This window comes from Mesorhizobium sp. M0862 (assembly GCF_040319795.1).
GTDB lineage: Bacteria > Pseudomonadota > Alphaproteobacteria > Rhizobiales > Rhizobiaceae > Mesorhizobium.
This window is the reverse complement of record NZ_JAMYOJ010000014.1, coordinates 39,402-65,384: the sequence shown is the minus strand read 5'-3', so window position 1 is coordinate 65,384 and position 25,983 is coordinate 39,402. Positions and strand designations below refer to the sequence as shown.

Sequence of the window (25,983 nt, the reverse complement as noted above, 5' to 3'; positions counted from 1 at the left end):
GAAGCTGTCGCGTGTGACGGCTGTCGCCAGCCCATCAGTGTCCAGTGAGAGCTGACGCCGTCGACCGGCATCGAACCACCAGCGGACAAGGAGAGCAGTCATGGATCAGCATGCGAACCCGTCACCCGGCTTCAGGCGCAATCCGGGCAAGGTGATCACCGTCGAGCCCTTCAACGGGCGTGTCGTCGTGTTTGCAAGCGGCAACATCATCGCTTCCTCGGCAAAAGCCAAAATGGTGACCGAGCCGCCCCATCCCTTCTCCTTCTACATCCCATTCGAGGACATCGACTTCCGCAAGCTCAGGAAGACGGAGCGGTCGACGCTGTGCCCCTACAAGGGCGACTCCAGCTACTGGAACGTGCTGCCGGCGGGTGAAACCGGCAACGACGCGATGTGGGCCTATGAGCAGCCCTTCGACGAGATGACTGAAATTCGCGACCACGGCGCCTTCTACCCACACCGGGTCACCATCGACGCCGCGCCCGCGCTGAGCGCGTCATGCCTGTCGCCCAAAAGTGCCCAGCGTTTTTGGAGCCGACGACAGGCATGAACAGAGGAATTTTTCAGATCAGCCAAAGCTGTCCTCACCCGGGGGCGCAGCGGTTTTGCGGCAACGGCATGCCGAAACGAAGACAAAAGGTCATGGACGAAAAGCAGAGAGCAATTCTCGACGAAATCCCGCGCCTGCGCCGCTATGCGCGCTCGCTGCTGCGCGACCGCGATTCCGCCGACGATCTCGTCCAGGACTGCCTGGAGCGGGCGCTGCTGCGGCTGGACAACTGGCAGACGGGAGAGAGCCCGCGAAAATGGCTGTTCACGATCATGCATCATCTGTTCATCGACCAGATGCGCAAGGTGAACCGGCGAGGCGAGGCCTCGATGCTGCCGCTGGAGGCCGGCGAGGTGCAGGCCTCTCCCGCCGACCAGCTGGAGAATGTCGCGGCCCGCGAGATCATCGACGCGCTGCAGGCGATCAGCCCCGACCGCCGTGCCGCGCTGACCATGGTCGCCATCGAGGGCTTCTCCTATGCCGAGGCCGCCGAGATGCTCGGCGTGCCGGCCGGCACGCTGATGTCGCGCATCGCGCGCGGCCGTGAGGAACTGCGCGGCCTGCTTGAGGACAATGCGCGCCGCCGCGCGATAAGGATCGTCGAGCCAGGCCCGGGCAGGGCGGTTCCAATCAGGGCGCCAATGGCATGACGAGCCCCAATCGCATGATGACGCCTTACGGCATGGTCCGGCACGATTGCAGGCCTTGTCCGCACTGTGGGCGCGGCGCACCCGGTAACGCTTTCTTCTCTGCTTGCGTGCATAGTGGCGGCGACGGAGTGAGCGAAACCAGGGCATGGCTGAAGAGAAAATACGCAACGGCGAATTCTGGGCGCTTGCGCTCGAACGCGCTCATCTCGGCGTATGGGACTGGGATATTTTGAGCGGCGACTGTTTCTATTCGCCAACCTGGTCGCACATGCTGGGTTATGAGGATGGCGAGCTTGCCAACAGCGACGACCTCTGGCTGAAGCTGACGCATCCCGACGATCGCCAGCGGGCGCTGGCCAGCGGAGAGCGGCACATTTCCGGCCTGACCGCCTCGATCGAGACCGAGCTACGCCTCAAGCACAAGGACGGCCACTGGATCTGGGTGCTGGACCGCGGCGGCATTGTCGAGCGTGACGAGACGGGCAGGCCGGTCAGGCTGATGGGCGTGCAGACCGACATCAGCCGGCAGAAAGAGGCGGAAGCCGAACTGGAGCGGGTCAATGTGCGCTTTCGCCTGGCGCTGGCGGCCAGCGGCACCGGCATCTGGCATCACGATATCGACGCCAACAAGAGCTATTGGGACGCCCGCACCAGGGAGATATTCGGCCTGGTCGCCGACACCGACGAGGTGGCCGCCGACCTCTGGCATTCCTATCTGCACCCCGACGACAAGGATGCCGCAGAGCGCGCCCATCTGGCGCCGCTTTCGACCGACGGCGTCGTCGCCGCGCAATACCGCATCGTCAGGCGCGACGGCGAAATCCGCCATGTCGAATCGCTGGTGCGCTTCATCGCGGCGCCCGAGACGGCGGGCCAGATTCTCGGCACCGTGCGCGACATCACCGAGGACAAGAAACGCGAGCGGGAACTCGCCTACGCCGCTCACCACGATGCGCTGACGGGCCTCTTGAACCGTGCCGCCTTCGACCGGCTGCTGGCCGTGCACATCGCCACCGAGCGGGCTTTGCCGCTGGCGGTGTTCTATGTCGATCTCGACTACTTCAAGGCGCTCAACGACTTCGCCGGCCACGCCGCCGGCGACCTGGCGCTGAAGGGTGTGGCCGCCGGTATTCTGGGCTGCCTGCCGGCATCGGCGCGTGCCGCGCGCCTCGGTGGCGACGAGTTCGCGCTGCTGGTGCCCAATTGCCAACCGGCCAAGGCCGAGGCGCTGGCCGGCGCCATCCTTGCGGCGGTCCGTGACGCCGACCTCGGACTGCCGGTGACCTCGCGAAAACTCGCGGCCAGCATCGGCATCGCCTTCGTCGAGGACACCACCACCACGGTTGCCGATGCGTTGGCCTGCGCCGACGACGCCTGCTATGCGGCCAAGGCGGCCGGGCGCAATCGCTTCGCGGTGTTTTCGGCCGATGCGGCGTCGGGCTCCGGCGGCCTCAACGCTGCGCGTGTCGCCGCCGACACTGTCGACGCCATGGATGACGGGCGGCTGAAACTGTTCGGCCAGGAAATCCATCTGCTCGGCCAGCCCTGGCAGGAGAGCCGCCATGTCGAGGTGCTGGCGCGGCTTGCCGGGCGCAATGGCAAGCTGATCCCGCCCAACGAATTCATTCCGGTCGCCGAGCGCTTCGGCATTGCCTCGCGGCTGGACCGCTGGATCATCAGGACAGCGCTTTCGCAGCATGGCAAGGCGATGCGGTCAGGCGCCATCATGCTCGGCTTCAATCTGTCGGCGCAGACGCTGAGCGATCCGCTGCTGTGGGATTTCGTCGACGCCGTCATCGCCGAGACCGGGGCGCCGCATTCCGGCATCGGCTTCGAGATCACCGAGACCGCGGCCGTCACCAATTTCGACGCCGCCGAGCAGTTCGTGCGCAAGGCGCGCGAGCGGCAATGCCGTGTCAGCCTCGACGATTTCGGCGCCGGCATGAGCTCGTTCGAATATTTGCGGCGCTTTCCGGTTGATCAGATCAAGATCGACGGCTCGTTCATCGAGAACATCGCGGAAAGCCGTTTCGACCGCGAGATCGTCTCGGCCATAGCGGGCATCGCCAAAAGTCTCGGCTGCGCGGTGGTGGCCGAAAAGATCGAACAGCAGGAAGCGCTCGACATTTTGCGCGGCATGGGCGTGGCCTATGGCCAGGGTTTTCTGCTTCACCGGCCGGAGCCGCTCGAGGCGATCGTCGCGCGGGCCGGCGAACAGTCACCGGCCAGCGGACAGTCGCCGGAAAAGCGCTTCGGCTGACGACTTCTCATCGCCTCGGGCTCGCGCGACTTGTCCGGCTAACCGGCGTCGGCCTTTTCCTGCTTTCGCTGCGCCGCCTCCTTCTTGCGGCGCAACACCTCATCTGTACCGACAAGGTCCTTCGAGGCGCCGGAAATGGCGGTCGAGACGACGGCGGGCGGATCGCTGGCCGGAAAACTGTCTTCGAGCCCTGATTGCAACTGCTCCTCGAGCGTCTGCGGGTTCTCGGAGCGGCCTTCGGCGCGGCGCTCGCCAACGGCTTCGACATCGCTCTTGGTGTCGGGGTGAGCGCGGGCTTCCGATATCGTCGACACCACCAGCTCGATGGCGAACTCTTTCATCGCCTCGGCTTGCGGCCCATCGACATCGGAGTCTTCGATCAAACGGATGAGCGACTTTTCCAGGGCGCCCAGCTCCTTGACGCCCTGACACCGCGCCAGACGCTTGGTGAGCGAACCGAGCAGCGCCGGGGCAAAGGTCGAATAGGCAAGCCTGCGTGTGTCGTCGACCTGCTCGGGATGAAGCTTTTGCAAGGACATAGATGCCTCCAGTCAATCAGCCGTGCAGCTTCATGCCGCTGGCCCCTCCTTAGGAAACAGAGGGGAGGGCAAGAGGTTCCATACAGTCCTCGACAGGGTCGACGAGTTCAACTCCACAGCGACGCCATGGTCAGCGACGCTTCGAATATCTGCTCCCTGTTCTCGTTCAGCATCTTGACGGTGATCCGCCGGTGGTCGCCCTCCGGTATCTCGTCGCGCGCCACATCGTGCAATATGCGCAGCGCTTCGGCTCCCGCGCGCTCCCGGCTGGGAAAAAGCTGCCCCTCTTCGTCAATCTGGGTCTCGGCGTTGTACAAGTCGAAGTAGAACCGTTCCATATGTGCAAGTCCCTGCTGGAGAACGCTAAAGCGCGTCGCGGTTGAAAGGGCGCAGGCGACGCGCTTCAGGTCTGTGTTTTTATGCATGTCGTTGTCTCAAAATCGGGGCCATTTTTGAGCGACATGGATTAAATCCCAACCCGCACCCATGGTTCCATGCGACTGTGTCCTGAGCAGATTTCCTGCCAGGAGCCGTCGCCGTGCCGGCCGATTGCAACCGCACCCGATCTCCGGCGTTTGGCTAGGCCACGAATGTCCACGAAATCTCGAACTGGATCCTCGATGCTAGAACCGCTTTATCTCAACCTTGGCCAGCATGACGCTTTGTCCGAGCAGGAAAAGGGGCTGCTGGCAGCCGCCATGACCATCGAGATGGATTTTGCCACCGGTCAGGACATCGTTTCCGAGGGATCGAGGCCAGGCTACAGCACGCTCATCATCGAGGGTCTGGCGGCGCGCTACAAGGTGCTGGAGGATGGCGGCCGCCAGTTCACCTCGTTGCAGGTGCCCGGCGATTTTGTCGATTTGCACGCCTTCCTGCTCAAGACAATGGACCATGGCATTATAGCTTTGTCGCCATGCCGGGTGATCGCCGCCGACCACAGTCGGCTAAGGACGATCACCGAACAGGCGCCTCATCTCAGCCGCTTGCTGTGGCTGGACACGCTCGTCGATGGCGCCATTCACCGGGAATGGATCGTGGCCATGGGCCGGCGGTCCAAGACCTCGCACCTGGCGCATCTTGTGTGCGAGCTGTTCGTCCGGCTCCAAGTGGTCAAGCAGACCAACGGCATGAGTTTCCGGCTTCCCCTGTCGCAGGCGGAACTGGCCGATGTGCTTGGGCTTTCGGTGGTCCACATGAACCGGGTCATCGGCGCGCTGCGCAAGATCGGTGTGATCGGCTGGGCGAATTACATGGTGACCATTCTGGACTGGCAGCAGCTGGTGGAAATCGCCGAGTTCGACCCGACTTATCTCAGCATGAACCGCGAGCCGAGATAGGCTATCCGGCGTTCGCCATGACATCGCAGGCAATCCGTCAGCCGGTCTTTCAACGATGCCCATCCAGCGACGCCAATTCGTCGAGCATGGCAAGGGCGGCACTTGGCTTGGCCGGCTTCAGCAAGCCCTGTTGGGCGGCGGCATTCTGGAAAGCGGCAAAGGCGATGTCCGGGCGGCAAATGCCGTTCAACGCGTCGTCCACCAGCCTGTCGGCCGCCTTGTAGGCCGCCGTCTGCTTGTTCTTCCATGTTCCGCCTAGCGCCCTCCTGGCGTCGGCGATCGACGACACCGTCATCGCGCTTCCGTCCACGAATCTGATCGTCAGGGGCAGAAAACGGCTCATGCGCTCACCATCCAAACCATTCGCGTCTCGCCCGGATCGATCTCATCACCTGCCTCCTTGAAAACGGGATCGCCATAAACGAGGAAATCACAAACTGGTTGCAGCTCGGCGAGCTACATGTTGCTTGCCGGCCAGATCGGCCGATGCGGACGATAAGGCGGCCGCGGCGCCGGCTTCAACGGGATGTCGGCGAGCGAGTTGCGGATCGGCCTGAACAGTATCGGCGAAGACGCGGCGCGGCGGTGCAATACCGCGGCTGACAATTTGGCAATCAGATTTCGAACGTCCATGGGACACCTCGAGCGCGTTGAGAGTCCCCCCCATCGCGATCACCTACCACCTCACGCCCAGCATCCGCATTTAACTTTGATATAGGCCGGACGAATACGCGCCGCGCGCAATGTCTGCCGCCGAGATTCTGCCGATCCTCGGCGGCGGCTATTGAGGGCGGCGCCAGGCTGGCGGTCACGCATCCCAGCAGCGACGTCGCAGACGCTGCTGCAACCGGATGAATTTTCGTGCATTCTTGTGCATGGCCACAATGCTTCGAACCGACACGCCGGCAAAATGCTGCTCCTATTGCGGTTCGCGAGAGCATGACTACGAGGATTGTCCGAAGCGCAAAGCAGAGGCGGAGCGGCAGTGGGAAGGCCAGGCAAAGCCCGGCGCCGAATCCGAGGCGACGGCCGAAGCCTAGCCGGGCTCGAACAGCTCGATCACGTTGCCGGACGGGTCTTCACAAAGAATCTGTCGCCCGCCCGGACCTTCGACCATCTGGTTGCGGAACCGCACGCCGGCCTCGCCCATCTCAGTCACGATTGACGGCAATTGCTCGACTTCGAGCACAAAGCGGTTCCATCCGCCCGGCTCGGGTGTCCGGCCGTCCGGCATCGGCCTGGCTGCCGACGCCAGGGGGCCGGCGAGCCAGAGCGAAAGGCCGCCGCGCGTCAGGATGGCCATCGCCGGACCGAATTGCTGCTTCAGCGCGAAGCCCAGATGGCTCGTATAAAACGCGATGGACAGATCGACATCGCGGACCAGATATCGGACGGACACCATTCGCAGGCTCCCTCACAAACGCCCTCCCGAGAGATAGCTGGCGGGACAAGCTGGGGCAAGCCCGCGGCGCACGGTTCGGGCGTCTATGGTGCGATTGCGTGGTCGGCCTGTCTCTCTCTCACGAAGGCCGTCAGCAACTCCATTCCCGCCGGCCAGTCGCCCAGCCCGCTATTGCTGTTGATGTGACCAAGCGGCCCGGCGATGTGCAGTTCGCTGCCCCATTGTGCGGCTTTCTCACGGGCATAACCGTTCGGATCATAGGGATCGTCGGTGCTGGCAACGATCAGCGAGGGGAAGCGAAGCGGCCCGCGCGGCGTGTCGGCGAAGGGAATTCCGTAAGAGGGGTAGACCGGCGAGGCCGGGTCGGGAACCGCAACCAGAAACGCCCCGCCGATCCGACGGCTCGACACCGCCTGCCAATGCGCGACCAGCAGGCAGCTGAGACTGTGGGCGACGAGCACCGGCGGGGTCTGTGCCTGTGACACCGCGACGTCCAGCGCCGCCACCCAGTCGTCCAAATCCGGCAGCTCCCAGCTTGCCGGGCTGAAGCGGCGCATCGCCGGGTCGGCCTGTTGCCAGCGTGTTTGCCAGTGGGCCTCGCCCGATCCGCCGCTGCCCGGCAGAATGATGAAGTCGGTCATGGAAAATCCTGTTTCTTCGCCGCAGATGATGTCCCAATCCTAGGGCTTCTCCTTGTTCGCGGAATGAGAGATCATCGGAAAGCGACGAAGAATTCCGATGGATTGAAGGTGTTCATGACAAACGGCGATTACCGGCCACGGCTCGACCCCACCGACATGGCAATCATCGAGATCATGCAGGAGGATGGCCGCATCGGAATTTCCGAACTCGGCCGCCGCGTCGGCCTGTCCCAGCCCGCGACGTCGGAGCGGGTGAAGCGGCTGGAGGAGCGCGGCATCATCGCCGGCTACCGGGCCGCGATCGATCCCACCGCCCTCGGTCTCGGCACCATGGCCATGATCCGCCTGCGCACCACGCATGAGCACATCCAGACCTGCCTGAAGAAATTCGCCGCCATGCCGCAGGTGCTCGAGGTACTGCGGGTGACCGGTGAGGATTGTTTCCTCGTCAAGGTCGTCGTGCCGTCGCCGCCCGACCTCGAAAGCATCGTCGACGCCATCGGCCGCTACGGCGCGGTGACGACCAATGTCGTGCTGCGCGCCGAGCCGCCGAAGCGGCTGGGACGCGAGCTGATGGCGAAGCTCTGAGCGGCCACGCGCGGCAAGAGGATGGCAAGCGCCTCCTTTTGCGAGGTCCGGCTTTGCCGGGAAAGAATTTCGCGGGCTGGTGTAGGATCGGAGGCGTGGCGCCCGTCCTTGGGACGAACCCGCTGCAAACCTTTGGAGAACATCATGGAAGCCGTTCAATCGCCGTGGCAGACCGCGGCCATTCTCATCGCCCGCCTGACCCTGGCCGCCATGTTCGCGATGGGGGCAGCGTTCAAGTTCATGGATATGAACATGACCGCCGGCTACATCGCCGCCGCCGGCTTCCCGTTCCCGCTGTTTCTGGCCTGGTGCGCCGCGATCCTCGAAACGCTGCTGGTGATCGCCCTCCTGACCGGAGCGTTCTTCACGCCGGCCGCCCTGGTCGCCGCCGTCTACGTGGTCTTCCTAGGCTTTGCCTTCCACGGCCCGTCGCACTGGGCCGGCAACCAGGCCGAGTTCGGCGCCTTCATGTCCCATTTCCCGTTCGCCGCCGGCCTGCTGTTTGCCGCCGTGCATGGACCGGGCAGCGTGCTTGCCTCGAAACTTGGCCGAGGGTGAGGCCCCGCGTCGGCAGACCGCCTCACATCTGGTCGTTGTAGGGTTCCTTCATCTGGCCGACCATGCGGGCCAGTTTCGAGAAGGACGGCATGTCCGCCTCCGGCTGGCATTGATTGGCCAGTTCCAGCAGTCTGATCGGAAAGTTGACGGCGTCGCGGTTGGACTCCGACATGCCGTCGGACCGCTCCTCGCCGGTTTCGATGGCCTTGCGCAGCGCGATGTCGATATCCTCCACCGTGAGCAGGCCCTTGCGCACCAGCACCTGATTGATCGAGGCGACGGCCATCAGCAGGCCTTCGAGTTGCAGATTGGCGACGTTCATGGCTGTTGCTCCCATTTGGCTCACGCTCAACGCATGAGCCGCTGTTACGATCCGGACGGGGATGCAAGCGATAGGCGTCGGCTGATGGCCTGCGCTACTCTTCCATCCAGCGGCGGCCATATTCGGCCCACAGCGCCTTGACCTCCCGGCTGCCGAGGCGAGGGGCCGAGCCGTCGCCATAGGCGATCGAAACGCCGCTGATGTCGTAATGGGGATGGGCGTCGATGACGAAGCGGATCGCCTCGCCGAGCGGCCTTCTGCCGATGACCGGATCGGCCTGGCCCTGGCCGACGCTGCGAACGCCCGAAACAGTGGCTGGCGCTTGCCGCATCCTGAACACGGATGCCATGGCTGGTTTGTCCATCCCGCTCTTCCCCGAGTTGGATTGGAATGATTCCATAAGAGCCAGCTAATGACCAGTCGCTAGACGGCCTGTCGAAGGCTGCGTCTTGTATCCTGCAGCCGGTTGAAGGACTGTTCAGGCCAGCGGATCCGCCGCCGGCGGCCTGGCGGGAAGGCCGAGCCTTGTCCGCTCGCCGTCGGCAGACTCCTCGGCCGCTTCCTGGGCCATGAACAGATGCTGGGTCACCGTGCCATTCTCGGCAACCAGCACCGCCCATTGGCGGCGGTCGACACGTTCCACGCGAACGTCATTGGGCTCTCCGGCCACCATGATCGTCCTCCAGCAGGCGTACGGCACGGAGGGGGCGTGCCTTTACGCCTTGGTCTTGCTCTTGGCCGGCGCCTTGGCGGCCGGGGCCTCGGGTGTTCTGATGCCGAGCCCGAACTCCTTTGCCAGCTCCGATCGTTTGGCGGCGTAGCTGGGCGCCGTCATCGGATAGTCGCCGGGCAGGTCCCATTTGGCGCGATAGGCTTCCGGCGTCATGCCATGGGCGGAGCCGAGATGACGCCGCAGCGACCTGAACTTCTTGCCATCCTCGAGGCAGTAAATGAAATTCGGCGTTACCGAGCGCTTGCGGTTGACCGCGGGCTCAGGCGCAGGTTGCGGCGGAGCAACGGGATTGTCCACGGCCGCGAGCGCTGCATTGACGCTCTCGATCAACGCCGGCAGGCTATCCGGAGGCACTGAATTGTTGCGCACGAATGCCGCGACGATGTCGGCGGTCAGATTTATATTTCGGATTTTGTCCTCAGACATGGCTTCTTTTGCCCCCTTGATGCCAAAGGGCAAATTATCAGACAACATCAGCCGACGGCATGGCACTTTAGAACATATGCATATGACTTGACGCCGGATGTGGTAGCGCTAGCATCGCCGAGTCTCCGATCGATGTCGATGTAGGAATTCTTTCCTGACATATCTTGACCGGTGAGGGCAGCTATGCTATGATTTGTTCATGGTGCTGATTTGCGCCAGCAACCCGCCGCCCAGGCGGGTTTTTGTTTCATGCCGGCTTGGAAACAATAACGGCCAGTGACGCGAGTTTTCCCTCGCTCAGGCTGCTTATGTAGTTTTTTCGCCGACGCACGAACTCGGCGCCGAGCACGATCTCATTGGCCTGCTGCTGGGCGGGCGAGGGCACGATGCCGGAATTTGCCCGTTTCAACGCCAGCTCGACGTGATCGCCGGTTTCGTCGATGACGTCGTCGACCCGGAATCCGGCTGAAGCAAACAAGACCTTCAGGGTTTCGCGGTCGACGAGATGGCTGACCGCAGCCGACACCGCCCAAGGCAAGGGATAGTGAGGCTCGCCGTCCGCCAGCACCGCCTCGGTCCAGACAAGCCTGGCCTTCGGCTTCAGCACGCGCCACGCTTGCCCAATGACCGCCGCCTTGTCAGCGATATTCATGCCGACATAGAAGCAGATTGCCGCGTCGAATGTGTCGTCCGCAAAAGGCAGCCTTGTCGCATCGGCCTCATGGAAACGCACTTTGTCGCCGAGGCCGCAGAACTCGGTCAGTCGGCGGGACGCCACGACGAACGCCTGCGTCAGGTCGACGCCGTCGACGCTGCACCCATAGGTCTCGGCAAGGAACCGGGCCGGGCCGCCAATGCCGCTGCCGATGTCCAGAACCCGATCGCCGGCGGAGGGCGCAAGACGCGCGGCATGGTCCTGCGTGGCGATCAGCTCGCGGCCATGAAGCTGATCGAACGGATAGAGTTGTTTGGCTGCGAGGCTGCCGGCCTTTGCGTCCGGCACAGCCGACAAGATGCGCTCGACGATGCCGCCGCTGCCATAGTGACTGGTCACATCGCTCATTGTGCGCTCTCCGACGAGGCCCAGCATCCCATCGAAGCGGCCCTCGCGCAATGCTGGCGGCGGCAAGGACGAGGCTTTGACCAGAGTAGGAATTATTTCCCAATTATATAATTGACGTACCGGGAATAAATTCCTAATGATTCGCACCGACAGGCCGGCACCAGAAATTGAAATCACGCCCGAGATAATAACGCGAGCGGCAGACGCGATTCTTGGCTTGTGGTTTATCGACGGCTTGGAGTTCAGGTTATCCAATGATGACGCTGAACGAGCAGCGAACCTAATCCTGAGCGCCGCGCTCGGATTGGATGTTGGCGATCAGGGCCGTGCACAGTGATCGCAGTGCCTCAAACTGGCTTATGTAGTGTGACAGGTCGCCAGAAGTGTACTGATAAGTGGCGGCGCCGATACTCTGTCCTTTTCGGTGCCACTTGTTTGGATTTGTGTTGTTGGGACAGAGATAAAATCCAACCTCGTTCAGGTCAAAAACGATACCATGAGCGATTTCGTTTCGGCGCGCCCCAAAGTCCTTCACTTGCTGGATGAGGGCTTTCGCATCGACGAGAAACTTCGAATGTTTGAGAGCGCGTGGAATGGCTGCGTCGAGCATTTGCGTTCGCCCAGACGATGAAGAGACTGCGATGAATGCGGCGATTCCAGAACGGTTGGATTGGAGCGCGTTCGGTGAGCCCGATACGAGGCAATCAAACAGTTCAGCGAGCGCCGACTCCAGAAGCTCCCAGCTAGTCAACGCTACGCCGACGTTGAAGAATATGCTATCAGGCGTTGCGTCGCCCTTGTCGGCTCTAGGCCGAACGTCCCAAGGATTGTTCATGTCGGAAACTTCCAAAGACAAAGACCAGGAAAAGGGCGACGAGGTATTGCGCCGTTTGCTGAAGACGCCGCCAAATCCAAAGACCGGGAAGGCTCAACCGAGTCGACACCCAGAACAAAAGGATTCAACGAGTGCCAAACGTCCCCGACTGGGAAAACGCAAGTGATGAAGTTACCCGTTTCGTTTTCGATCAAGCGGACAAATATCTTTCTACCCAACTAACCACTGGCATTGCTGCTGATCAACGAGCCACATCAGCGGCGGCAACCTTCAGCGGGTTCTCTGGCGCTATTTTGGCTGCGTCGGTCGGATATTACGCCGCAAAACCTGATCTTCCGCTGCTTTTAGCTGGCCTCGCCATTGGAATTGCCTTTGGTATTGCAGCAGGTTGTAGTTTCTATTCGGCCCGTCCTGTCGATTTCAACTATCCCGGAAACGAACCGGAGAAATGGTATGGAAGCCTGTCGGACCCGCTTCACGAGTCGATCGGCATAGAGGCCCAAAACTATTCGGCAGGCATCGCTGAAAACGCAATTATACTGGCCGGCAACGCAAAGTGGCTAACTATTGCATTTTGGGCGGCGGCAATTGCACCGCTTGCCGGCCTAGCACTATACGCAATCGCTAACCTTTTTTGCCACGGCTAGACCGTCCCGGTCCCTTGTCCTTTGCCTGGGTCAAAGCTGACGCAGCTACGCTTTTCTCAGCTTTTGATGACTTGGGATTGCTTAGAATTTTGGACGCCGCGCTTGCGACGCCCTTAGATGTGGTTTCGTTTTTTGCCATTTCTCTCCCCACCTTTAGTTGGTGCATGGGAACAATGGCCCGCCGTTTAGTCTGAGTCGAGTCGGCGTTTCTTTCGCCTGTGGAGAAACTTTCTCGCCTTCTGCTTAGGCGTGACCGGCTTCACCAATCCGCCGATAGGTCAAACGCTTGTCGCGGCCATGCGAAGCAAGTCTTCGGCGCGTTCTGCATCCAAGACTTTCAACGCGGTGCGGCGATTGTAGCGGAAATCGAACTCGGCAAGGTAGCGGTGCAAGTGAGCTTCGCCGCAATGCTGATAGACGCCAACCATGCCGCGCTTGAACACTGAGAACACGCCCTCAATAGTATTTGAGTGGATGGTCTCGGTGCCTTCGTAGCGCACGTATTCGCCAGCGCGTGATTGGTCGTCTTGTGCGATGCATATTCCTCGCCAGTGCGCGTGTAGAGGCGCGACGAGTCGGTATAGAGCGTCGTGTCACGCGACACGTTGCGAACCAGCACATCGCGCACGGTAGAGGCCGTAGCGTCGTTCAAATGGAACATGCGGGCTTTGCCGCCGCGCTCGACAAGACCAACCACAATGCGCTTATGCGCGCCGCCGCCCTTGCCCTTCTTGGTGAAGGGACGGCCCATGCGCTGTTCTGAAATGCGGGGCGTCTCACGCTTGCCGATATAGGTCTCGTCGGCTTCAACGGTCTTGCCTTCGCCGCCAAGCGGACCGGCAGACTTAACGTCTTCCTTCATGGCTTCGCGAATGCGGTGAGCCATAAACCAAGCGGTCTTGTAGGTGACGCCGAGCATACGGTGCAGCTGGTGAGCGGACATGCCTTTCTTGGATGAGGCGTAGAGATGCGAAGCCAGCACCCACTTGTGCAGGCCGATCTTGGAACGCTCGAATACAGTGCCGACCGTTACAGAAAAGGGCGCACGGCATTCATTGCATTTGTAGACGCCGGGGCGCGTGGACTTGCCCGCCAATTTGGTAATGCGCTCAGGATTGGCATTGCCGCAATGAGGGCAGAACGGGCCGTGGGGCCAATGGATAGCCTCCAAATGCTCGCGGCCTTGTCGGCGTCGTGGTAAATGGCGTTGGTCAGATCGAACATTGCGGTAACTGCTTGGATCCGTTATCGCAAAATCCGTCTGGTACGTCAAGTATATAATTAGGAATTATTTCTTATTTGCCTTGACGGGTGAGGGCAGCTTTGCTATGATTTGCCCACGATGCTGATTTGCGCCAGCGACCCGCCCAGGAGGCGGGTTTTGTTTTCCTGATGCCCACAGCGTGCGGATATCGGATGTCGGCGGGACAGCACCCCCCTCTGGCCTGCCGGACGTTCGTCGTTCGGAAAGCCAAGCAATTGGCTTTCCGTCCGCTGCGCGGACCACTCCTCAACCCCCACACGGGGGGGAGATCGGACTGCCCCTTGCTTTCGCCAATCGTCAGCGCTGCAAATTGGTCGCGACCCTGGAGCTGCCAATCTCCCCCCTTGAGGGGGAGATGTCCGGCAGGACAGAGGGGGGCGTGAAGGAACGCTATCCTCGGTTCATTCTGCCTTATCCGCGAGGCCTCCCTTGTCCAACCGCTATGCCACCATCATCACCGACGATGACGGCCGCGAGGTCGTCAGCGCCATTGGCGTGTTCGAGGGCGCTGCCCCGCAGGCGCGCATCGGCCGTATCGAGCCGGTCGTGCCGGGCGTGCTGATCGGCATGGTTCGCGGTGGTCCTGTCGATGCCATCGGCGGCTTCGGCTTTCCGCGCGGCGCGCACGACGCAAGGGCGATCGCCAGGGCAAGCCTGAAAGCCGCGTCTGCCGAAAAGCGCCACGCGCCAGCCGGTGCCGCCCGCAAGGCCGCCCCAAAACGGTCAGGGCCAAAATCGGCACGGCGCAAGTCCGGCAAGATCAAGTCCGGCAAGATCAAGCGGGCAAGGCCGGCAAAGCAGGCGAAGCAGGCAGCGACCGCCGAGCCCGCCGGGATCTCGGATCATGGCTGACCGGACGGCGCCGCGTTCTCGTCCTGGCCGCAAGGCGACTGCCGCCGCTGCCAAGCCGAAGCGGACGAAGAAGACGCTTGGCGATGATTTCCTCGACGCGGTGCGCGCCGACTTCCGCGCCCATGGCGCCGGCGTCATTGCCGCGGTCCGGGCCGACAAGCCCGACCAGTATCTGAAGATCGTGCAATCGGTGCTGCCCAAGGATCTGGCCAAGGATTTGCATGTTTCATCTGACCTGGAAGCCCTGAGCGATGACGAGATCCGCCGCCGCATCCGCGGCCTCGAAGCCGTCCTCGGGCCGTTTGGCGACCAGCCTGAAGGCGCGCCGCCACTATCTGGCGCTGCTGCAGGAGCTGGACCGCAGGCGCAGGACTAACCAGCTTGCCGCCTACCGGCCTTATCCCAGGCAGGCGCAGTTTCACGCCGCCGGCGCGCAGAACCGGGAACGTCTGTTCATGGCCGGCAACCAGCTCGGCAAGACCAGGGCCGGCGGCGCCGAATGGGCCATGCATCTCACCGGCCGCTACCCCGCGTGGTGGCAGGGCAAGACCTTCGACACCCCCGTCAGGCTATGGGCTGCCGGCGTGACGGGCGAGGGCACGCGCGACAACCCGCAGCGCGTGCTGGTCGGCCCGCCGCAGCAGCAGGCGGCATGGGGCACCGGCATGATCCCGGCCAACGCCATCCTGCACACGACCATGGGCCGCGGCGCCCCGGGCGCGCTCGACAGCATCGTGGTGCGCTGGGGCGGCGGCGGCGATGTCCAGGCCGATGAATCGGTGCTGTCGTTCAAGTCCTATGAGAAAGGCCGCGAAAAGTGGCAGGGCGAAACCCTGCACGGCGTCTGGTTCGACGAGGAGCCGCCGCTCGATATCTATTCCGAAGGCCTGGCCCGCACCAACGCCACCGGCGGCATCACCATCGTGACGTTCACGCCGCTGCTGGGCATGAGCGACGTGGTGCTGCGGTTCTTGACGGGTGAGGTGCGCGCTCTTCCTTCCCCCCTTGTGGGAGAAGGTGGATCGGCGCGATAGCGCCGAGACGGATGAGGGGTGTTCCAGCGGAGTGAGGCGTCGGCGTTCCCTGGAACACCCCTCATCCGTCACCTTCGGCGACACCTTCTCCCACAAGGGGAGAAGGGAAGACCCGCCGCGCTCCGGCCCAAAAATATCGTGCGCGAACAAAGCCATATCACGGCATCCCGAATCAATCCGGCAGGCCCCATGACCCGTCACGTCACCTTCATGACCATCGATGACGCCGAACATTATTCGCCGGACGAGCGAGCCGCGATCATTGCCGCCTATCCCGAGCATGAGCGCGAGGCGCGGGCGCGCGGCGTTCCGGTGCTGGGCTCCGGCCGCATCTTTCCGATTGCCGAGGAGCTGATTGCCTGCGAGCCGTTCCGGCTGCCGCGCTACTGGCCGCGGATCGGCGCCCTCGATTTCGGCTGGGACCATCCGTCGGCCGCGGTCGAGCTGGCCTGGGATACGGAGGCCGATGTCGTCTATATCTCCAAGGCGGCGCGGGCCTCGCAGCAGACGCCGGCCATGCAGGTGCTGGCCCTGAAGCCGTGGGGCGAGTGGCTGCCCTGGGCCTGGCCGCGCGACGGCCGCCGCGAGACGCTGGAAGGGGCGGGCACCGCACTTGCCAGACAATATTCCGCGCATGGGCTGAACATGCTGTCGGGCCACGCCCGCTTCGCCGACGGCTCGGTCTCGGTCGAGGCCGGGCTGATGGAGATGCTCGACCGCATGCAATCCGGCCGCTTCAAGGTGTTTTCGACGCTGCTGCCCTGGTTCGAGGAATTCAGGCTTTTTCACCGAAAGGACGGCAAGGTGGTGAAACTGCGCGACGATTTGATGGCTGCGACGCGATACCGCAAGCTGACGCTCGCCTATGTCAGTGGCGCCGGCACTTTGCCGACGACGGCCAACGGCATCTGGCTGATGTTCGACCGGGCCGGCGACAGAGGCGCCGACGGGACGGGAGTAGGAGATTTTTTGGGGCCTGCGTCTTCGGCAACCGACAATATTGTCACTTTCGCGGGCACGACGGGCAAGGTGGGGAAGGATAGTGGGATCGCGGTGTCCAGCCTGGCGCCGAAGGCCAGCCCGACATTTACCGGAACGCCAACGGGGCCGACCGCAGCGCCTGGAACGAATACCACGCAATTGGCTACAACGGGGTTCGTCAAGGCTGGGTTTGATCTGAAACTTGATAGCCGACCCAACCTTGGTGTCGTCGCGCAGACGATCACCGATTGGAACAACGCCCTGGACAATGGCTGGTATGTGGCCTCGGCGGCGGCTAATGCGCCAGACGGCGTAAACTGGTTCCTGGGGTTTGTGGAAGCGCACGGAAGCACTGGCTACCGGACGCAGACGGTGCATGATTTCGTCAACGACACTACGGCGGCAGACCAAAAGCTATGGCGGCGCAGGCAGGCTGGCGGTGCCTGGGGAGGATGGATCAAGCTGCAATGGTCGCAGGCCGAACAGGATGCACGCTATGTCCAGTCGTCCGCGGCGTTGCTTCAGAAGTGTTATGAAAGCCCGCAACAGACCATCACGAATGCCGGATCACTGACGCTAGCGCATGGACTCGGCGTCAAGCCAAAAAACTACTTTGCCGTGCTGCAATGCACTACGGCAGATGCCGGGTATTCCATTGGAGACGAAGTACTGGCTAATCCGGGCGGCGGTACAGGCAACAAAGGTCTATCGCTGGTCCCGGACGCCACCAACATCAATGTGCGGTTTTCGTCCACCGCTGTTGATATCACCGCCAAAGGCACCGGCGCAGGCACCACAATTACCAACAGTAGCTGGAGGCTCGTCGTGAGAGCGTGGGCCTAATTATTAGCGGCTTCTCTCCTGGCCTGCAGCAGATCCTGCTGAGCGCAGTATTTCTCGTAAGGCGACCCCGTATACCGCGAAATGTATATGTCTACGCTTACCGATACGGGCAAACAGCCAAAAAGAAGCCGCCTGTCGATAGCAGCCATCCGGCACCGCAACATAGGCGCCAAGAGCGACAAGGGTCGTGTCCCATCAGGTGGTGTAGCTCGGCGGTAGCGAAGTCGCTCACGAGCGCGCCGTTAGTAGCGCTGTAGCGAGCGAGCGGCGTGTGGGTGGTCATCGGCGCTTTCCGGTAGGGTTTGGTTGTTGGAGAAGTCCCCGGATGCCGATCTGCTGCGGGAGATGATCGGCTTTGCCGCCGAGCGACTGATGCAAATGGAGGTGGGCGCGGCCACCGGCGCCAGCTATGGCGAGAAGAACCCGCTCGGCTCGCCCAGCGCAATGGCTACCGCGACCGGGACTGGGATACGCGGGCCGGCACGGTCGAGCTGCGCATCCCGAAGCTCAGGAAGGGTAGCTACTTCCCAGGTTTCCTCGAACCGCGCCGCATGGCCGAGAAGGCGCTAACCGCCGTCATCCAGGAAGCTTATGTGCAAGGCATCTCGACCCGGTCGGTTGACGACCTGGTCAAGGCCATGGGTATGAGCGGCATATCCAAGAGCCAAGTCTCGCGGCTGTGCGAGGAGATCGACGGGGAGGTGAAGGCCTTCCTCGATCGGCCGATCGAGGGCGATTGGCCATACCTGTGGATCGACGCCACTTACCTGAAGGTCCGCCGCGGTGGGCGGATCGTCTCGGTCGCCGTTATCATCGCCGTCGGCGTCAACGCGGACGGCCGGCGCGAGGTACTGGGCATGGAGATTGGCACCTCGGAGGCCGAGCCGATCTGGACAGAGTTCCTGCGCAAGCTGACACGTCGCGGCATGCGCGGCGTCAATCTCGTCGTCTCCGATGCTCACGAAGGCCTCAAGGCGGCCGTCACCAAGGTGCTGCGCGCGCACATGACAGAGGTGCCGCGTCCACTTCATGAGGAACGTGCTGGCCCATGCCGGCAAGAGCGGCCGCAGGGTCGTCTCAGCCTTCATCCCCACCGCTTTCGCCCAGGAAACGCCCGAGGCCGCGTCCGTACAATGGCGCGCCGTCGCCGACCAGATCCGGCCGAAGGTGCCGAAGCTGGCGACAATCATGGACGACGCCGAGCCCGACGTGCTGGCCTACATGACCTTCCCCAAGGAACATCGCGCCAAGCTCCACTCGACGAATCCGATCGAAACTCTCAACGGCGAGATCAAGCGGCGCACCGAGGTCGTCGGTATCTTACCGAACGACGATGCGATCGTGCGCCTCGTCGGCGCAATCCTGCTCGAACAGAACGATGAATGGGCAGTGCAGCGGGCCAGATATATGACTCTGGAAACGATCAGCCAGATGAGCGATGATCCCCTGATCAGCCTTGCCAGCCGTGGCGCGCTGATCAGCCCGGCCCCATGCCGGAGAGCACGGCGACTAATGCCGCCAGCTACACCACGCCGCGGGACACGATCGCGACAAGTGCCGCCAGTCCAATTTGCAGGGACTGATACCGGTACAAAAGCCACATCTAAAAAGCCCTTTCCAATTTTGAGGCGACACCATGACAAAATACTTCGTTGATGGCAATGGCGCCTATCTCGGCGGCTTTGATGGTGAAGACCTCGAGCTTCCTGAAAATGGCATCGAAGTGCCTGAAGCCCCAGAAGATGCGCGTCAAATATGGGATGGCTAGGCTTGGAGTGCTGCCCCGGCAGTCCGCCGCATTGTGCTGAAATTCGTAGTGCAAGCGCATCATCGACGGCGGCAAGACGCCGCAGGCCTATGGCATGTTCACCGGCAACCCGATCTATTTCGCCCGCTGGTTCGCTCCGGACCATCCCTCTCTCTACAGCGACGATCCTGATGCTGTGAACTTGGTCCGAGCGCTCGGGATCGATCCGGCGGTAATCCTCGCCCCCTAACCCACAACCCCAAAAGAGGCAAAATGAACCGCAACTTCGCGCGGGCGCTTGCGCTCGTCCTCAAATCGGAAGGCGGCTGGTCCGACAATCCGGCCGATCCGGGCGGCGCTACCATGAAGGGCGTGACGCTGGCCAATTTCCGCCGCTACGTGAAGGCGGATGCGACGAAGGACGACCTTCGCCATATCACGGATGCTCAGGTGGCGACGGTCTATCGCCGCTTCTATTGGGATGCCGCTGCGGGCGCCGAGCTTCCCGGCGGTGTCGACTATGCCGTCTTCGACTTCGCCGTGAACAGTGGGCCGGGCAGGGCGGCTAAATATCTGCAGGCGGCAGTTGGCACCGCACAGGACGGCAGGATCGGCCCGGCCACGCTCAAAGCTGTCGGCGCCAGGCCACCGGGCGCAGTCATCGACGATCTTTGCGATGCCCGCCTGGCATTCCTGCGGCGGCTGCCGACCTGGCCGGTTTTCGGCAAGGGTTGGAGCGATCGCATCCGGTCGGTCCGTTCCCAGGCGCTGTTGATGTCGGCACTACAGCCCGCTCCGGCACCTTTGCCGGGCTCCCCGACCCAGCCATCAGCGCTCTCGCCGAAGCCCGGCAGTGCGATGCCGCCGGTGTCTACCGGCGGGCGCGTCAGCCCCGTCGAACGCCTGCCGTTCTGGCGTGCGCTGCTTCAAATCCTGAAATCGATTTTCGCAAGGAGTTCGACATGATCGCCGTCTTCATCCGCATCGGCTTGCGTTACGGCGCCGGTGTTCTGGTCGCGCGTGGCCTGCTCGGCGCCGACGACGCGGCGGCATTTTCTTCCGACCCCGACACTCAAGCTGGTCTGGAGATCGCCGCCGGTCTCGCCATCGCCTCGGTCACCGAGACCTGGCACTGGCTGGCCCGCAAATCCGGCTGGGAGCACTGACATGGAAGGGTTTCAACAACTGATCATCGCCTATCTCGAAGCCGCGCAACCCTATGCTATCGGCTTTGCCGCCGGGCTTGTCGCCGGGTGGCTGCTGTGAGCGCGCTCCTCGCCGTCCTGCTTGGCAACAAAGTGCTGCTGGGCTTCCTGGCATCGGCCATCGCCGCCCTTTGCTGGGGCGCTCACCAGCGGCTGGCCGGCGCCTGGGCCGAGCGCGGCAAACTGGCGGCCGCTGAGGCCGCGGCGCGCGCGGTCGCTGAGCAGGTGCAGAACGACGTCGGCGCACTGCCGGCGGACGCTGTTCGAAAGGAGCTGAAATCATGGGCAAGGGACTGATGCTTGCGCTGCTTGTGGCGCTTGCCGGGTGCACGACTGCTTCGGGCGGCTTCTGCGCGATTTCGAGCCCGCTGCGCCTGTCGGCCGAAGCCGTCGACGTCCTGTCGGACGCCGAGGCGAGAGCGCTCTTGGCGCACAACCGCAAGGGACAAAAGCTCTGCGGATGGAGGCCTTAGCCGATGCACGACCTCTTCGACATGCTCGGCATCAAGGGGCCGGTCGTCGCCGCCGGGCTAGCTGGCGGCGTGCTGCGAGCACTGTCGCGCCATCGCTACAAGCTGCGCGAGATGATTGCCTCGCCGATCTGCGGGGCGCTGGCGGCTGCGTATCTGACGCTGCCTGCCGTCGCCTGGTTCAGGGCAACCGGCATGCCTATCCCCGATCCGGCCGACGACACTACGACGCTCGCCGCCGCCTTTTTGATCGGCGTCTCGGCCATGTGGATTTCCGACATCGTCTTCGAGGTCATCGTGCGGCGGTTCGGCTCGGCCGGCAACGAGTGATGCACTTGAGATGCTGGAAGAAGCCAGCGACAATGCCTACCTAAGGAGCAATCCAATGGAGGTATGATATGGCGACGTCCACCGAACGTGCAGTCCTTGCCGGCGGCTGTTTCTGGGGCATGCAGGATTTGATCCGGCGCTATCCCGGCGTGATCTCTACCCGCGTCGGCTATAGCGGTGGCGATGTGCCCAACGCCACGTATCGCAACCACGGCAGCCATGCCGAAGCCATCGAGATCGTTTTCGATCCGGCCAGGATTAGCTTTCGCACATTGCTCGAATCCTTTTTCCAGATCCACGATCCGACCACCAGGAACCGCCAGGGCAACGATGTCGGAATGAGCTATCGCTCTGCGATCTTCTACACCAGCGACGAGCAGAAGCGCGTCGCCGAAGACACCATCGCCGATGTCGATGCCTCTGGACTGTGGCCGGGCAAGGTCGTCACCGAGCTTGCGCCGGTGGGCGATTTCTGGGAGGCGGAGCCAGAGCATCAGGACTATCTCGAGAAATACCCCAACGGCTATACCTGCCACTTTGTCAGGCCGGGCTGGAAGCTTCCGGTCCGCGAAAAGGCTGTTTCGTAACGCAGCCGCTATCGTCTGCTTATCTGGCGGTCGAACTATTCTTCCGCTGGATCGGTATGCCGGCCGCCTTGTTGAGGTGGCCGTGCTCGGGCTGCCCATAGATGAACGCGCCGTGGACGGGTTTGCCGTCGACCTCAGAGCCTGAGAACGCGACGGCCTCGATCTTCTTTGTTCCGGTCAGGCTCTGGTTTCGAAGATAGGCGAAGGTTCGCACCGCTTCTCCGACAATTCGATCGAGAAACGGTTTTGGCCGCCTCCCGGGCCGTCGCACGAGGCTTGGAAAGCGCTCTCGTCCCGAAACAAAATGGTGCTGTGCGCAAAGCGCCGGCATGATCTGATAGATTCGGTTGAGCGAGCAGGTCATGAATCCTGGGTGAAAAAGAACGAAGTCGACCTCTCCTCTCAGATGCATGGTCCTGCGCAGCAATCTTTGCGCTGCCGATCTGGAGATGACATAGCCTGCGGCGCCCGCGTGCAGGCCATAAAGTCTGGCAAGCGAAAACCCATCATCGAGAGCGACTTCCTTGCGTCCGACCCTCACTTTGGCAAAATGCGTTTCCAGCTTGATCACATCGGCATCGCGCGGCACCCATCGATCGGAAGCAAGCAGCGAGCCGGCGCCCGCGCCGAAAACGACGTCGTCCTCGAAAACCGCGCCATATTGATCCGCGCCGTTCGCAACGATCTCCCAACACGAGCGGTGGCTCAGGAACAGCAAACCTCAGCAGCGCTTAGCGGGCTTTTGGCGACAGAGCAGCAATCGGGGCAATCGATGGCGGAGACACGCTCAAATGGTACTCCGATCCGGCCGAACTCGGACGCGACATGCGCCAGCCGATCGCGAGAACGATCAAGATTGATCACCAGACACCTCATCAGCGCCCCCTTGTCTGGTGATCAGTGAATATCACGTTCCCGTGATTGCACAAAATTTGCTTACGTGCGGGGCAGTGGGTAGCGGCGTACGGTGCCGCCGGTTGGTTTTGGAGGTTGGGTGGACATTGACGGCGTCCCCCGCGTGGCGCGAGCCTTTACCGTGCGCGCCTAGACGAGTCGCCCTAGAAGCCGAAGAATTGCCGACCGATCATGTATCCGAGCGCGACGACCACAAGGGGAAACAGGGCGGGCGTCAGCCCACCAAGAGCGGAGGTCTTTGGCTGTTGCCTGGAGATGGTCCTGGGTGCATTGCCGAGATTCTTGGTCATCCGGTATAGTAGCAAGCGCTGATTAACGATTCCGTAACCCGATCGAGGCCGCCGCGGCTTTTTGCGTTTCTGGCGCGACCTTGACAATGCCCAGCCCGTGACGCAACTGGGCCGTCTTTGAGAGCATTGTGAGGCAAGGTCAATGCGGGTGACGCTCGTTTTGAAGGGCGTAATACCCTGCCGAGGTTACGGTGGGATTCAGCGTCAGGTCGAATGGCTGGCCACGGAGATGGTTCGTCTCGGACACGAAGTCGTGGTGATCGCTGGCCCTGGCTCCAGCCACCCGCTCTTCGAAGTCCGGCACGCTTCGACCGATGCCGAATGCCGGGCAGCCATTCCGCGGGACACGCAAATCGTCCACACCCATAGTTGGCCCGTCGAGGTGCCATTTCCAACGCTGAATACGCAGCGCGGCTTTATGCCGGACCAGCCCATGCCAGTTGCGAACTGGAGCTTTATCAGCGCCAATCATGCCCGCCAGCATGGGCGCGAGACATTCGTCTACAATGGCTTTCCGGTGGACGCCTATCGTTTGTCGGCTGCAAAGGGCGACCGCCTGCTATTTCTCGCCGGCATTGCACGATCAAGCAAAGGCCTCAACCGCGCCGTCGATCTCGCCAAAAAATTCGATTTCGGTCTCGATATCGCCGGTGGCTCGCGTTGGAAACTGCTGGGCCGAAGTCAGACCCGCCGCGAAGGGTTGTTTTTCAAGAGCCTTGGCAGGCGATACCGTTTCCACGGAATCGTTGACGGCGAGCCGAAGCTTCTCCTTCTCGGCGAAGCGCGAGCCTTCCTCAACCCCATCGCCTGGGAGGAGCCGTTCGGCAACGCACCGGTCGAAGCCATGTTGTGCGGCACTCCGGTGCTGACGACGACGCGAGGCGCATTGCCCGAGACGGTCGATGCCGACAGCGGGCGCTTCTTTGAGACCGATGAAGAATTTGCGGCCGCTTTCGAGGCCGTCGCCGACCTTACGCCTCAGCAATGCCGCGAATCGGCCGCGACGAGATTTCCCATCCAAAAAGCGGCGCGCGGCTATCTGGATCTCTATGCCCGCATCCTTGACGGCGAAGCGCTTCCTTGACGACCGGCGATCCAATCCTCTTCGTCGGCTTCCCCGCGGTCGGCGACTTCGTCCGTTGCCATTCCGCCATCCAGATCATTGCCGCGCGATTTCCTGATCGCCCCATAGATGTCGTCACCTCGCCCGTTGCAGCGCCGCTGGCGCGCCTGATGCCGCATGTCAGGAAGGGCTGGGCGCTTGCCAAGCGTCATCAGCGCCCCGGTTTTGGCGAGCGCAGCCGCCTGGTTGGCGAGTTGCGCAAGGAAAATTACCGTACGGCCTATCTGATGACCAGCAGCACCAAGGCGGCGCTGATGGCGTTCATGGCCGGAATAGAGGAGCGCATCGGCTATCCGCAGGAGTTGCAATTCGGCCTCCTCAATCGCTTCCCCGCCGGCTGGTTGGCCCATCTATGGGCCTTCGGACCCCGCAAGACGCGGCTGTTCGAGGAAGTCTGCTCGATTGCCTCGCTTGGCGAAAAGCCGGCTGCGGGCGCAGAGTGGCCGGCGCCCCGGCTTGTGGTCGATCCGGCCGAACTGGACGAATGGCGCCAGCACAAGAAGATCGATGCCGACCGACCGGCACTGGCGCTCTATACTGCCGACATTGAGAATTTCCGCTCATGGCCCGTCGAGCGCTTCATTTCGATCGCCAGAGACCATCATGATCGCGGCTGGGCAATCTGGATTGTAGGCGGACCGCGCGAGCACGCCGGTGCCGCAAAAATCCGCGCCGCCATTCCTGAGGCAATCGACTTCACCTCGACCCCGTCGATTGCTGACGCGATGTGCCAAATCGCTGCGTCGACCATGTTCCTCGGGGTTGATGGCGGGATTTCCCACGCCGCCGCTGCCCTGAACGTCCCATGCGCGCTCATCTACGGGCTGAATCGCCCCTATGTGCATGGGCCCGTAAACAACCATGTTCGCTTTATCGAACCGCCGCTTTCGACGCCCAGCTGGGTCAAGGACACGCGCGGCGTCAGCGAAACTCGGGTGAGGGAGGTTCTGGCTGACCTCTCAGCCGGTATTGCCAACTGACCGGTGGCCTCGCCGGCCCCAAGCGTCTGATCAAACGCTCCGTGGGGGCAACCATCGCCCCGTTTCGGGTTTACCCCTTGGCACTACCCCTTGGCCCTGCGGTTTTCGGGCTCGTGATTGCCGACCCAGTGGGCACGGATACGGTCGCTGGCTTCAAGGTAGGCCATGTCGATGAGGTAGGTCAGAAGCTTCTCGCCGTCGCCTTCGGCTTTCTGCCGAAGCTCCCGCAGTATCCCTTGCGCGAACTGCAGGTTCTCCATTTTGCTCGGCTGGTCCATCGGTGCCCCCCAATGTCTGCGCATGAACTTTGTGCTGACTATGCTTGCATGAAGATTGCCGTGAAGTGGATATTGCACGTGCGGACCGCGATCCTGCGAAGGCGCTGGCTGCATGAAAGCCGCCCCATCCGGATTCAAGATTCGCTACACTATGTGACGGAAAGAAAATAAACAAAGCGTTCTTTTGTACAAGACAGGAAGATTCCTTCAGTTCACGCCACGACATACTTGGACAGCATAGTTGACGTAACGATATTGCGTGGTCTTAAGCTCTCGTTTCCAAACAAAACGTAGCATCGTTGCAACCACAAGACGAATTCCAGCTGACCGGGGACGCTCCGTAGTCAATCGCCGGTTACAAACGGCATGGGTCTCAGCCCAGGGCTTTGGCCAATCCATCGTTCCACGGCAGCGCAGGCCGGATGATCTACCGCCCGCCTTGGCTTGACGCCAAGGCGGGCTTTTTTGCGTTTGGCTTCTACCGGGTGAAATGTTGTCGGACCCGGTCCTGTCGGCATCGGGCGGTTTCG

Annotated in this window: 36 protein-coding genes and 4 pseudogenes; 23 read left to right on the top strand and 17 right to left on the bottom strand. The window is 62.3% G+C overall.

Features of this window, described 5'->3' with window-relative positions:
* The first annotated feature begins 100 nt into the window (after positions 1–100).
* From NKI15_RS21110 to NKI15_RS21100, 3 genes are all read left to right on the top strand, one after another.
* On the top strand, positions 101–550 hold the full coding sequence (locus NKI15_RS21110) for a DUF427 domain-containing protein (protein ID WP_023707125.1): 450 nt from the start codon (positions 101–103) through the stop codon (positions 548–550).
* A gap of 92 nt (positions 551–642) precedes the next feature.
* Entirely contained in the window at positions 643–1,200 is a 558-nt protein-coding gene (locus NKI15_RS21105) for an RNA polymerase sigma factor (protein WP_023693751.1), read from the top strand.
* 145 nt (positions 1,201–1,345) lie between these two features.
* A complete protein-coding gene (locus NKI15_RS21100; RefSeq protein WP_023689857.1) occupies positions 1,346–3,460 on the top strand; it encodes an EAL domain-containing protein in 2,115 nt (704 codons plus the stop codon).
* Between the two features lie 38 nt (positions 3,461–3,498).
* Here the strand turns inward: NKI15_RS21100 and NKI15_RS21095 are convergent, their stop codons facing one another.
* Positions 3,499–3,999, bottom strand: a complete 501-nt coding sequence (locus NKI15_RS21095; RefSeq protein WP_023689858.1) for a hypothetical protein — start codon at positions 3,997–3,999, stop codon at positions 3,499–3,501.
* 107 nt (positions 4,000–4,106) lie between these two features.
* Positions 4,107–4,424: a DUF6894 family protein gene (locus tag NKI15_RS21090; protein ID WP_023753170.1), complete on the bottom strand. Its 318-nt coding sequence runs from the start codon at positions 4,422–4,424 to the stop codon at positions 4,107–4,109.
* Between the two features lie 195 nt (positions 4,425–4,619).
* Here NKI15_RS21090 and NKI15_RS21085 point away from each other — a divergent pair, with 195 nt between their 5' ends.
* Complete coding sequence (locus NKI15_RS21085; protein ID WP_023671436.1) at positions 4,620–5,339, top strand: Crp/Fnr family transcriptional regulator; 720 nt, start codon at positions 4,620–4,622, stop codon at positions 5,337–5,339.
* A 49-nt stretch (positions 5,340–5,388) separates the two neighbouring features.
* On the opposite strand, the gene NKI15_RS21080 is transcribed toward NKI15_RS21085, so the two are convergent.
* Together NKI15_RS21080 and NKI15_RS21075 are read right to left on the bottom strand one after the other, a co-directional pair.
* Entirely contained in the window at positions 5,389–5,682 is a 294-nt protein-coding gene (locus NKI15_RS21080) for a DUF982 domain-containing protein (protein WP_023685943.1), read from the bottom strand.
* A 113-nt stretch (positions 5,683–5,795) separates the two neighbouring features.
* Complete coding sequence (locus NKI15_RS21075) at positions 5,796–5,972, bottom strand: hypothetical protein (protein WP_023671438.1); 177 nt, start codon at positions 5,970–5,972, stop codon at positions 5,796–5,798.
* Between the two features lie 242 nt (positions 5,973–6,214).
* Between NKI15_RS21075 and NKI15_RS21070 the strand changes: the two genes are divergently transcribed.
* Positions 6,215–6,379 carry a hypothetical protein gene (locus tag NKI15_RS21070; RefSeq protein WP_023671439.1) on the top strand — a complete coding sequence of 55 codons (165 nt, stop codon included), beginning with the start codon at positions 6,215–6,217 and terminating at the stop codon, positions 6,377–6,379.
* Here the strand turns inward: NKI15_RS21070 and NKI15_RS21065 are convergent.
* Both NKI15_RS21065 and NKI15_RS21060 read right to left on the bottom strand, forming a co-directional pair.
* The gene (locus tag NKI15_RS21065) at positions 6,376–6,741 is read right to left on the bottom strand and encodes a VOC family protein (protein WP_023747793.1); all 366 of its coding nucleotides are present in this window, start codon (positions 6,739–6,741) and stop codon (positions 6,376–6,378) included. The two genes, NKI15_RS21070 and NKI15_RS21065, sit on opposite strands and share 4 nt — an antisense overlap.
* A gap of 83 nt (positions 6,742–6,824) precedes the next feature.
* A complete protein-coding gene (locus tag NKI15_RS21060) occupies positions 6,825–7,382 on the bottom strand; it encodes an RBBP9/YdeN family alpha/beta hydrolase (RefSeq protein ID WP_023747792.1) in 558 nt (185 codons plus the stop codon).
* A gap of 114 nt (positions 7,383–7,496) precedes the next feature.
* Between NKI15_RS21060 and NKI15_RS21055 the strand changes: the two genes are divergently transcribed.
* Together NKI15_RS21055 and NKI15_RS21050 are read left to right on the top strand one after the other, a co-directional pair.
* Entirely contained in the window at positions 7,497–7,970 is a 474-nt protein-coding gene (locus NKI15_RS21055; RefSeq protein WP_023747791.1) for an Lrp/AsnC family transcriptional regulator, read from the top strand.
* 144 nt (positions 7,971–8,114) lie between these two features.
* Positions 8,115–8,528 (top strand): DoxX family protein, encoded by a 414-nt coding sequence (locus tag NKI15_RS21050; RefSeq protein ID WP_023727103.1) that lies wholly within the window; start codon positions 8,115–8,117, stop codon positions 8,526–8,528.
* A 22-nt stretch (positions 8,529–8,550) separates the two neighbouring features.
* On the opposite strand, the gene NKI15_RS21045 is transcribed toward NKI15_RS21050, so the two are convergent.
* The 6 genes from NKI15_RS21045 to NKI15_RS21020 all read right to left on the bottom strand — a co-directional run bounded on the left by NKI15_RS21045 (position 8,551) and on the right by NKI15_RS21020 (position 11,907).
* Positions 8,551–8,850, bottom strand: a complete 300-nt coding sequence (locus tag NKI15_RS21045; RefSeq protein WP_352515068.1) for a hypothetical protein — start codon at positions 8,848–8,850, stop codon at positions 8,551–8,553.
* Positions 8,851–8,944: 94 nt separating this feature from the next.
* On the bottom strand, positions 8,945–9,214 hold the full coding sequence (locus NKI15_RS21040) for a hypothetical protein (RefSeq protein ID WP_023697755.1): 270 nt from the start codon (positions 9,212–9,214) through the stop codon (positions 8,945–8,947).
* Positions 9,215–9,328: 114 nt separating this feature from the next.
* Positions 9,329–9,523, bottom strand: coding sequence for a hypothetical protein (locus tag NKI15_RS21035; protein ID WP_352515069.1), 195 nt, complete (start codon positions 9,521–9,523; stop codon positions 9,329–9,331).
* Positions 9,524–9,565: 42 nt separating this feature from the next.
* On the bottom strand, positions 9,566–10,009 hold the full coding sequence (locus NKI15_RS21030; RefSeq protein ID WP_023671447.1) for a Ros/MucR family transcriptional regulator: 444 nt from the start codon (positions 10,007–10,009) through the stop codon (positions 9,566–9,568).
* Between the two features lie 247 nt (positions 10,010–10,256).
* Positions 10,257–11,327, bottom strand: coding sequence for a class I SAM-dependent methyltransferase (locus NKI15_RS21025; RefSeq protein ID WP_352515070.1), 1,071 nt, complete (start codon positions 11,325–11,327; stop codon positions 10,257–10,259).
* A 25-nt stretch (positions 11,328–11,352) separates the two neighbouring features.
* The gene (locus NKI15_RS21020) at positions 11,353–11,907 is read right to left on the bottom strand and encodes a hypothetical protein (RefSeq protein ID WP_023747789.1); all 555 of its coding nucleotides are present in this window, start codon (positions 11,905–11,907) and stop codon (positions 11,353–11,355) included.
* Positions 11,908–12,038: 131 nt separating this feature from the next.
* Between NKI15_RS21020 and NKI15_RS21015 the strand changes: the two genes are divergently transcribed.
* A complete protein-coding gene (locus tag NKI15_RS21015; RefSeq protein ID WP_156932411.1) occupies positions 12,039–12,554 on the top strand; it encodes a hypothetical protein in 516 nt (171 codons plus the stop codon).
* Positions 12,555–12,832: 278 nt separating this feature from the next.
* Here NKI15_RS21015 and NKI15_RS31990 read toward each other — a convergent pair whose 3' ends face one another.
* Positions 12,833–13,090, bottom strand: a complete 258-nt coding sequence (locus NKI15_RS31990; protein ID WP_502898682.1) for a transposase — start codon at positions 13,088–13,090, stop codon at positions 12,833–12,835.
* Positions 13,091–13,125: 35 nt separating this feature from the next.
* Positions 13,126–13,725, bottom strand: a pseudogene (locus NKI15_RS31985) (IS1595 family transposase); the annotation flags it as partial.
* A gap of 522 nt (positions 13,726–14,247) precedes the next feature.
* Here NKI15_RS31985 and NKI15_RS21005 point away from each other — a divergent pair.
* The 13 genes and pseudogenes from NKI15_RS21005 to msrA all read left to right on the top strand — a co-directional run bounded on the left by NKI15_RS21005 (position 14,248) and on the right by msrA (position 21,867).
* Positions 14,248–14,670: a hypothetical protein gene (locus NKI15_RS21005; RefSeq protein ID WP_023747787.1), complete on the top strand. Its 423-nt coding sequence runs from the start codon at positions 14,248–14,250 to the stop codon at positions 14,668–14,670.
* A complete protein-coding gene (locus NKI15_RS21000; RefSeq protein ID WP_023747786.1) occupies positions 14,663–15,046 on the top strand; it encodes a hypothetical protein in 384 nt (127 codons plus the stop codon). Before NKI15_RS21005 ends, NKI15_RS21000 begins: the two co-directional genes overlap by 8 nt.
* Positions 14,973–15,644, top strand: a pseudogene (locus NKI15_RS20995) (terminase large subunit domain-containing protein); the annotation flags it as partial. The gene NKI15_RS21000 and the pseudogene NKI15_RS20995, both read left to right, overlap by 74 nt.
* 255 nt (positions 15,645–15,899) lie before the next feature.
* Positions 15,900–16,550, top strand: a pseudogene (locus tag NKI15_RS20990) (phage terminase large subunit family protein); the annotation flags it as partial.
* Between the two features lie 1,323 nt (positions 16,551–17,873).
* A pseudogene (locus NKI15_RS20985) lies at positions 17,874–18,992 on the top strand (IS256 family transposase); the annotation flags it as partial.
* Positions 18,993–19,164: 172 nt separating this feature from the next.
* Complete coding sequence (locus NKI15_RS20980; RefSeq protein WP_280790706.1) at positions 19,165–19,296, top strand: hypothetical protein; 132 nt, start codon at positions 19,165–19,167, stop codon at positions 19,294–19,296.
* A 94-nt stretch (positions 19,297–19,390) separates the two neighbouring features.
* Positions 19,391–19,525: a hypothetical protein gene (locus NKI15_RS20975; protein ID WP_023705676.1), complete on the top strand. Its 135-nt coding sequence runs from the start codon at positions 19,391–19,393 to the stop codon at positions 19,523–19,525.
* Positions 19,526–19,548: 23 nt separating this feature from the next.
* The gene (locus NKI15_RS20970; RefSeq protein WP_023705677.1) at positions 19,549–20,241 is read left to right on the top strand and encodes a glycoside hydrolase family 108 protein; all 693 of its coding nucleotides are present in this window, start codon (positions 19,549–19,551) and stop codon (positions 20,239–20,241) included.
* A complete protein-coding gene (locus NKI15_RS20965; RefSeq protein ID WP_023705678.1) occupies positions 20,238–20,441 on the top strand; it encodes a Pam3-gp28 family putative phage holin in 204 nt (67 codons plus the stop codon). Before NKI15_RS20970 ends, NKI15_RS20965 begins: the two co-directional genes overlap by 4 nt.
* A 96-nt stretch (positions 20,442–20,537) precedes the next feature.
* Complete coding sequence (locus NKI15_RS20960; RefSeq protein ID WP_023705680.1) at positions 20,538–20,777, top strand: hypothetical protein; 240 nt, start codon at positions 20,538–20,540, stop codon at positions 20,775–20,777.
* Positions 20,762–20,953, top strand: coding sequence for a hypothetical protein (locus NKI15_RS20955; protein WP_023671459.1), 192 nt, complete (start codon positions 20,762–20,764; stop codon positions 20,951–20,953). The genes NKI15_RS20960 and NKI15_RS20955 overlap by 16 nt, the downstream gene beginning before the upstream one ends.
* Before the next feature lie 3 nt (positions 20,954–20,956).
* Positions 20,957–21,280 carry a hypothetical protein gene (locus NKI15_RS20950; protein ID WP_023689880.1) on the top strand — a complete coding sequence of 108 codons (324 nt, stop codon included), beginning with the start codon at positions 20,957–20,959 and terminating at the stop codon, positions 21,278–21,280.
* Between the two features lie 68 nt (positions 21,281–21,348).
* Complete coding sequence (gene msrA / locus NKI15_RS20945; protein ID WP_023671461.1) at positions 21,349–21,867, top strand: peptide-methionine (S)-S-oxide reductase MsrA; 519 nt, start codon at positions 21,349–21,351, stop codon at positions 21,865–21,867.
* 19 nt (positions 21,868–21,886) lie between these two features.
* Here the strand turns inward: msrA and NKI15_RS20940 are convergent, their stop codons facing one another.
* Together NKI15_RS20940 and NKI15_RS20935 are read right to left on the bottom strand one after the other, a co-directional pair.
* Positions 21,887–22,585 (bottom strand): glycosyltransferase family 25 protein, encoded by a 699-nt coding sequence (locus NKI15_RS20940; RefSeq protein ID WP_023708544.1) that lies wholly within the window; start codon positions 22,583–22,585, stop codon positions 21,887–21,889.
* Positions 22,573–22,743 carry a glycosyltransferase family 25 protein gene (locus tag NKI15_RS20935; RefSeq protein WP_352447940.1) on the bottom strand — a complete coding sequence of 57 codons (171 nt, stop codon included), beginning with the start codon at positions 22,741–22,743 and terminating at the stop codon, positions 22,573–22,575. The genes NKI15_RS20940 and NKI15_RS20935 overlap by 13 nt, the downstream gene beginning before the upstream one ends.
* A gap of 471 nt (positions 22,744–23,214) precedes the next feature.
* On the opposite strand from NKI15_RS20935, the gene NKI15_RS20930 reads away from it, so the two are divergent.
* Positions 23,215–24,156 (top strand): glycosyltransferase, encoded by a 942-nt coding sequence (locus NKI15_RS20930; RefSeq protein ID WP_352886848.1) that lies wholly within the window; start codon positions 23,215–23,217, stop codon positions 24,154–24,156.
* A complete protein-coding gene (gene waaF, locus NKI15_RS20925; protein ID WP_023671465.1) occupies positions 24,153–25,175 on the top strand; it encodes a lipopolysaccharide heptosyltransferase II in 1,023 nt (340 codons plus the stop codon). Before NKI15_RS20930 ends, waaF begins: the two co-directional genes overlap by 4 nt.
* A gap of 83 nt (positions 25,176–25,258) precedes the next feature.
* On the opposite strand, the gene NKI15_RS20920 is transcribed toward waaF, so the two are convergent.
* Positions 25,259–25,453 carry a hypothetical protein gene (locus tag NKI15_RS20920; protein ID WP_023705682.1) on the bottom strand — a complete coding sequence of 65 codons (195 nt, stop codon included), beginning with the start codon at positions 25,451–25,453 and terminating at the stop codon, positions 25,259–25,261.
* Between the last annotated feature and the right edge of the window lie 530 nt (positions 25,454–25,983).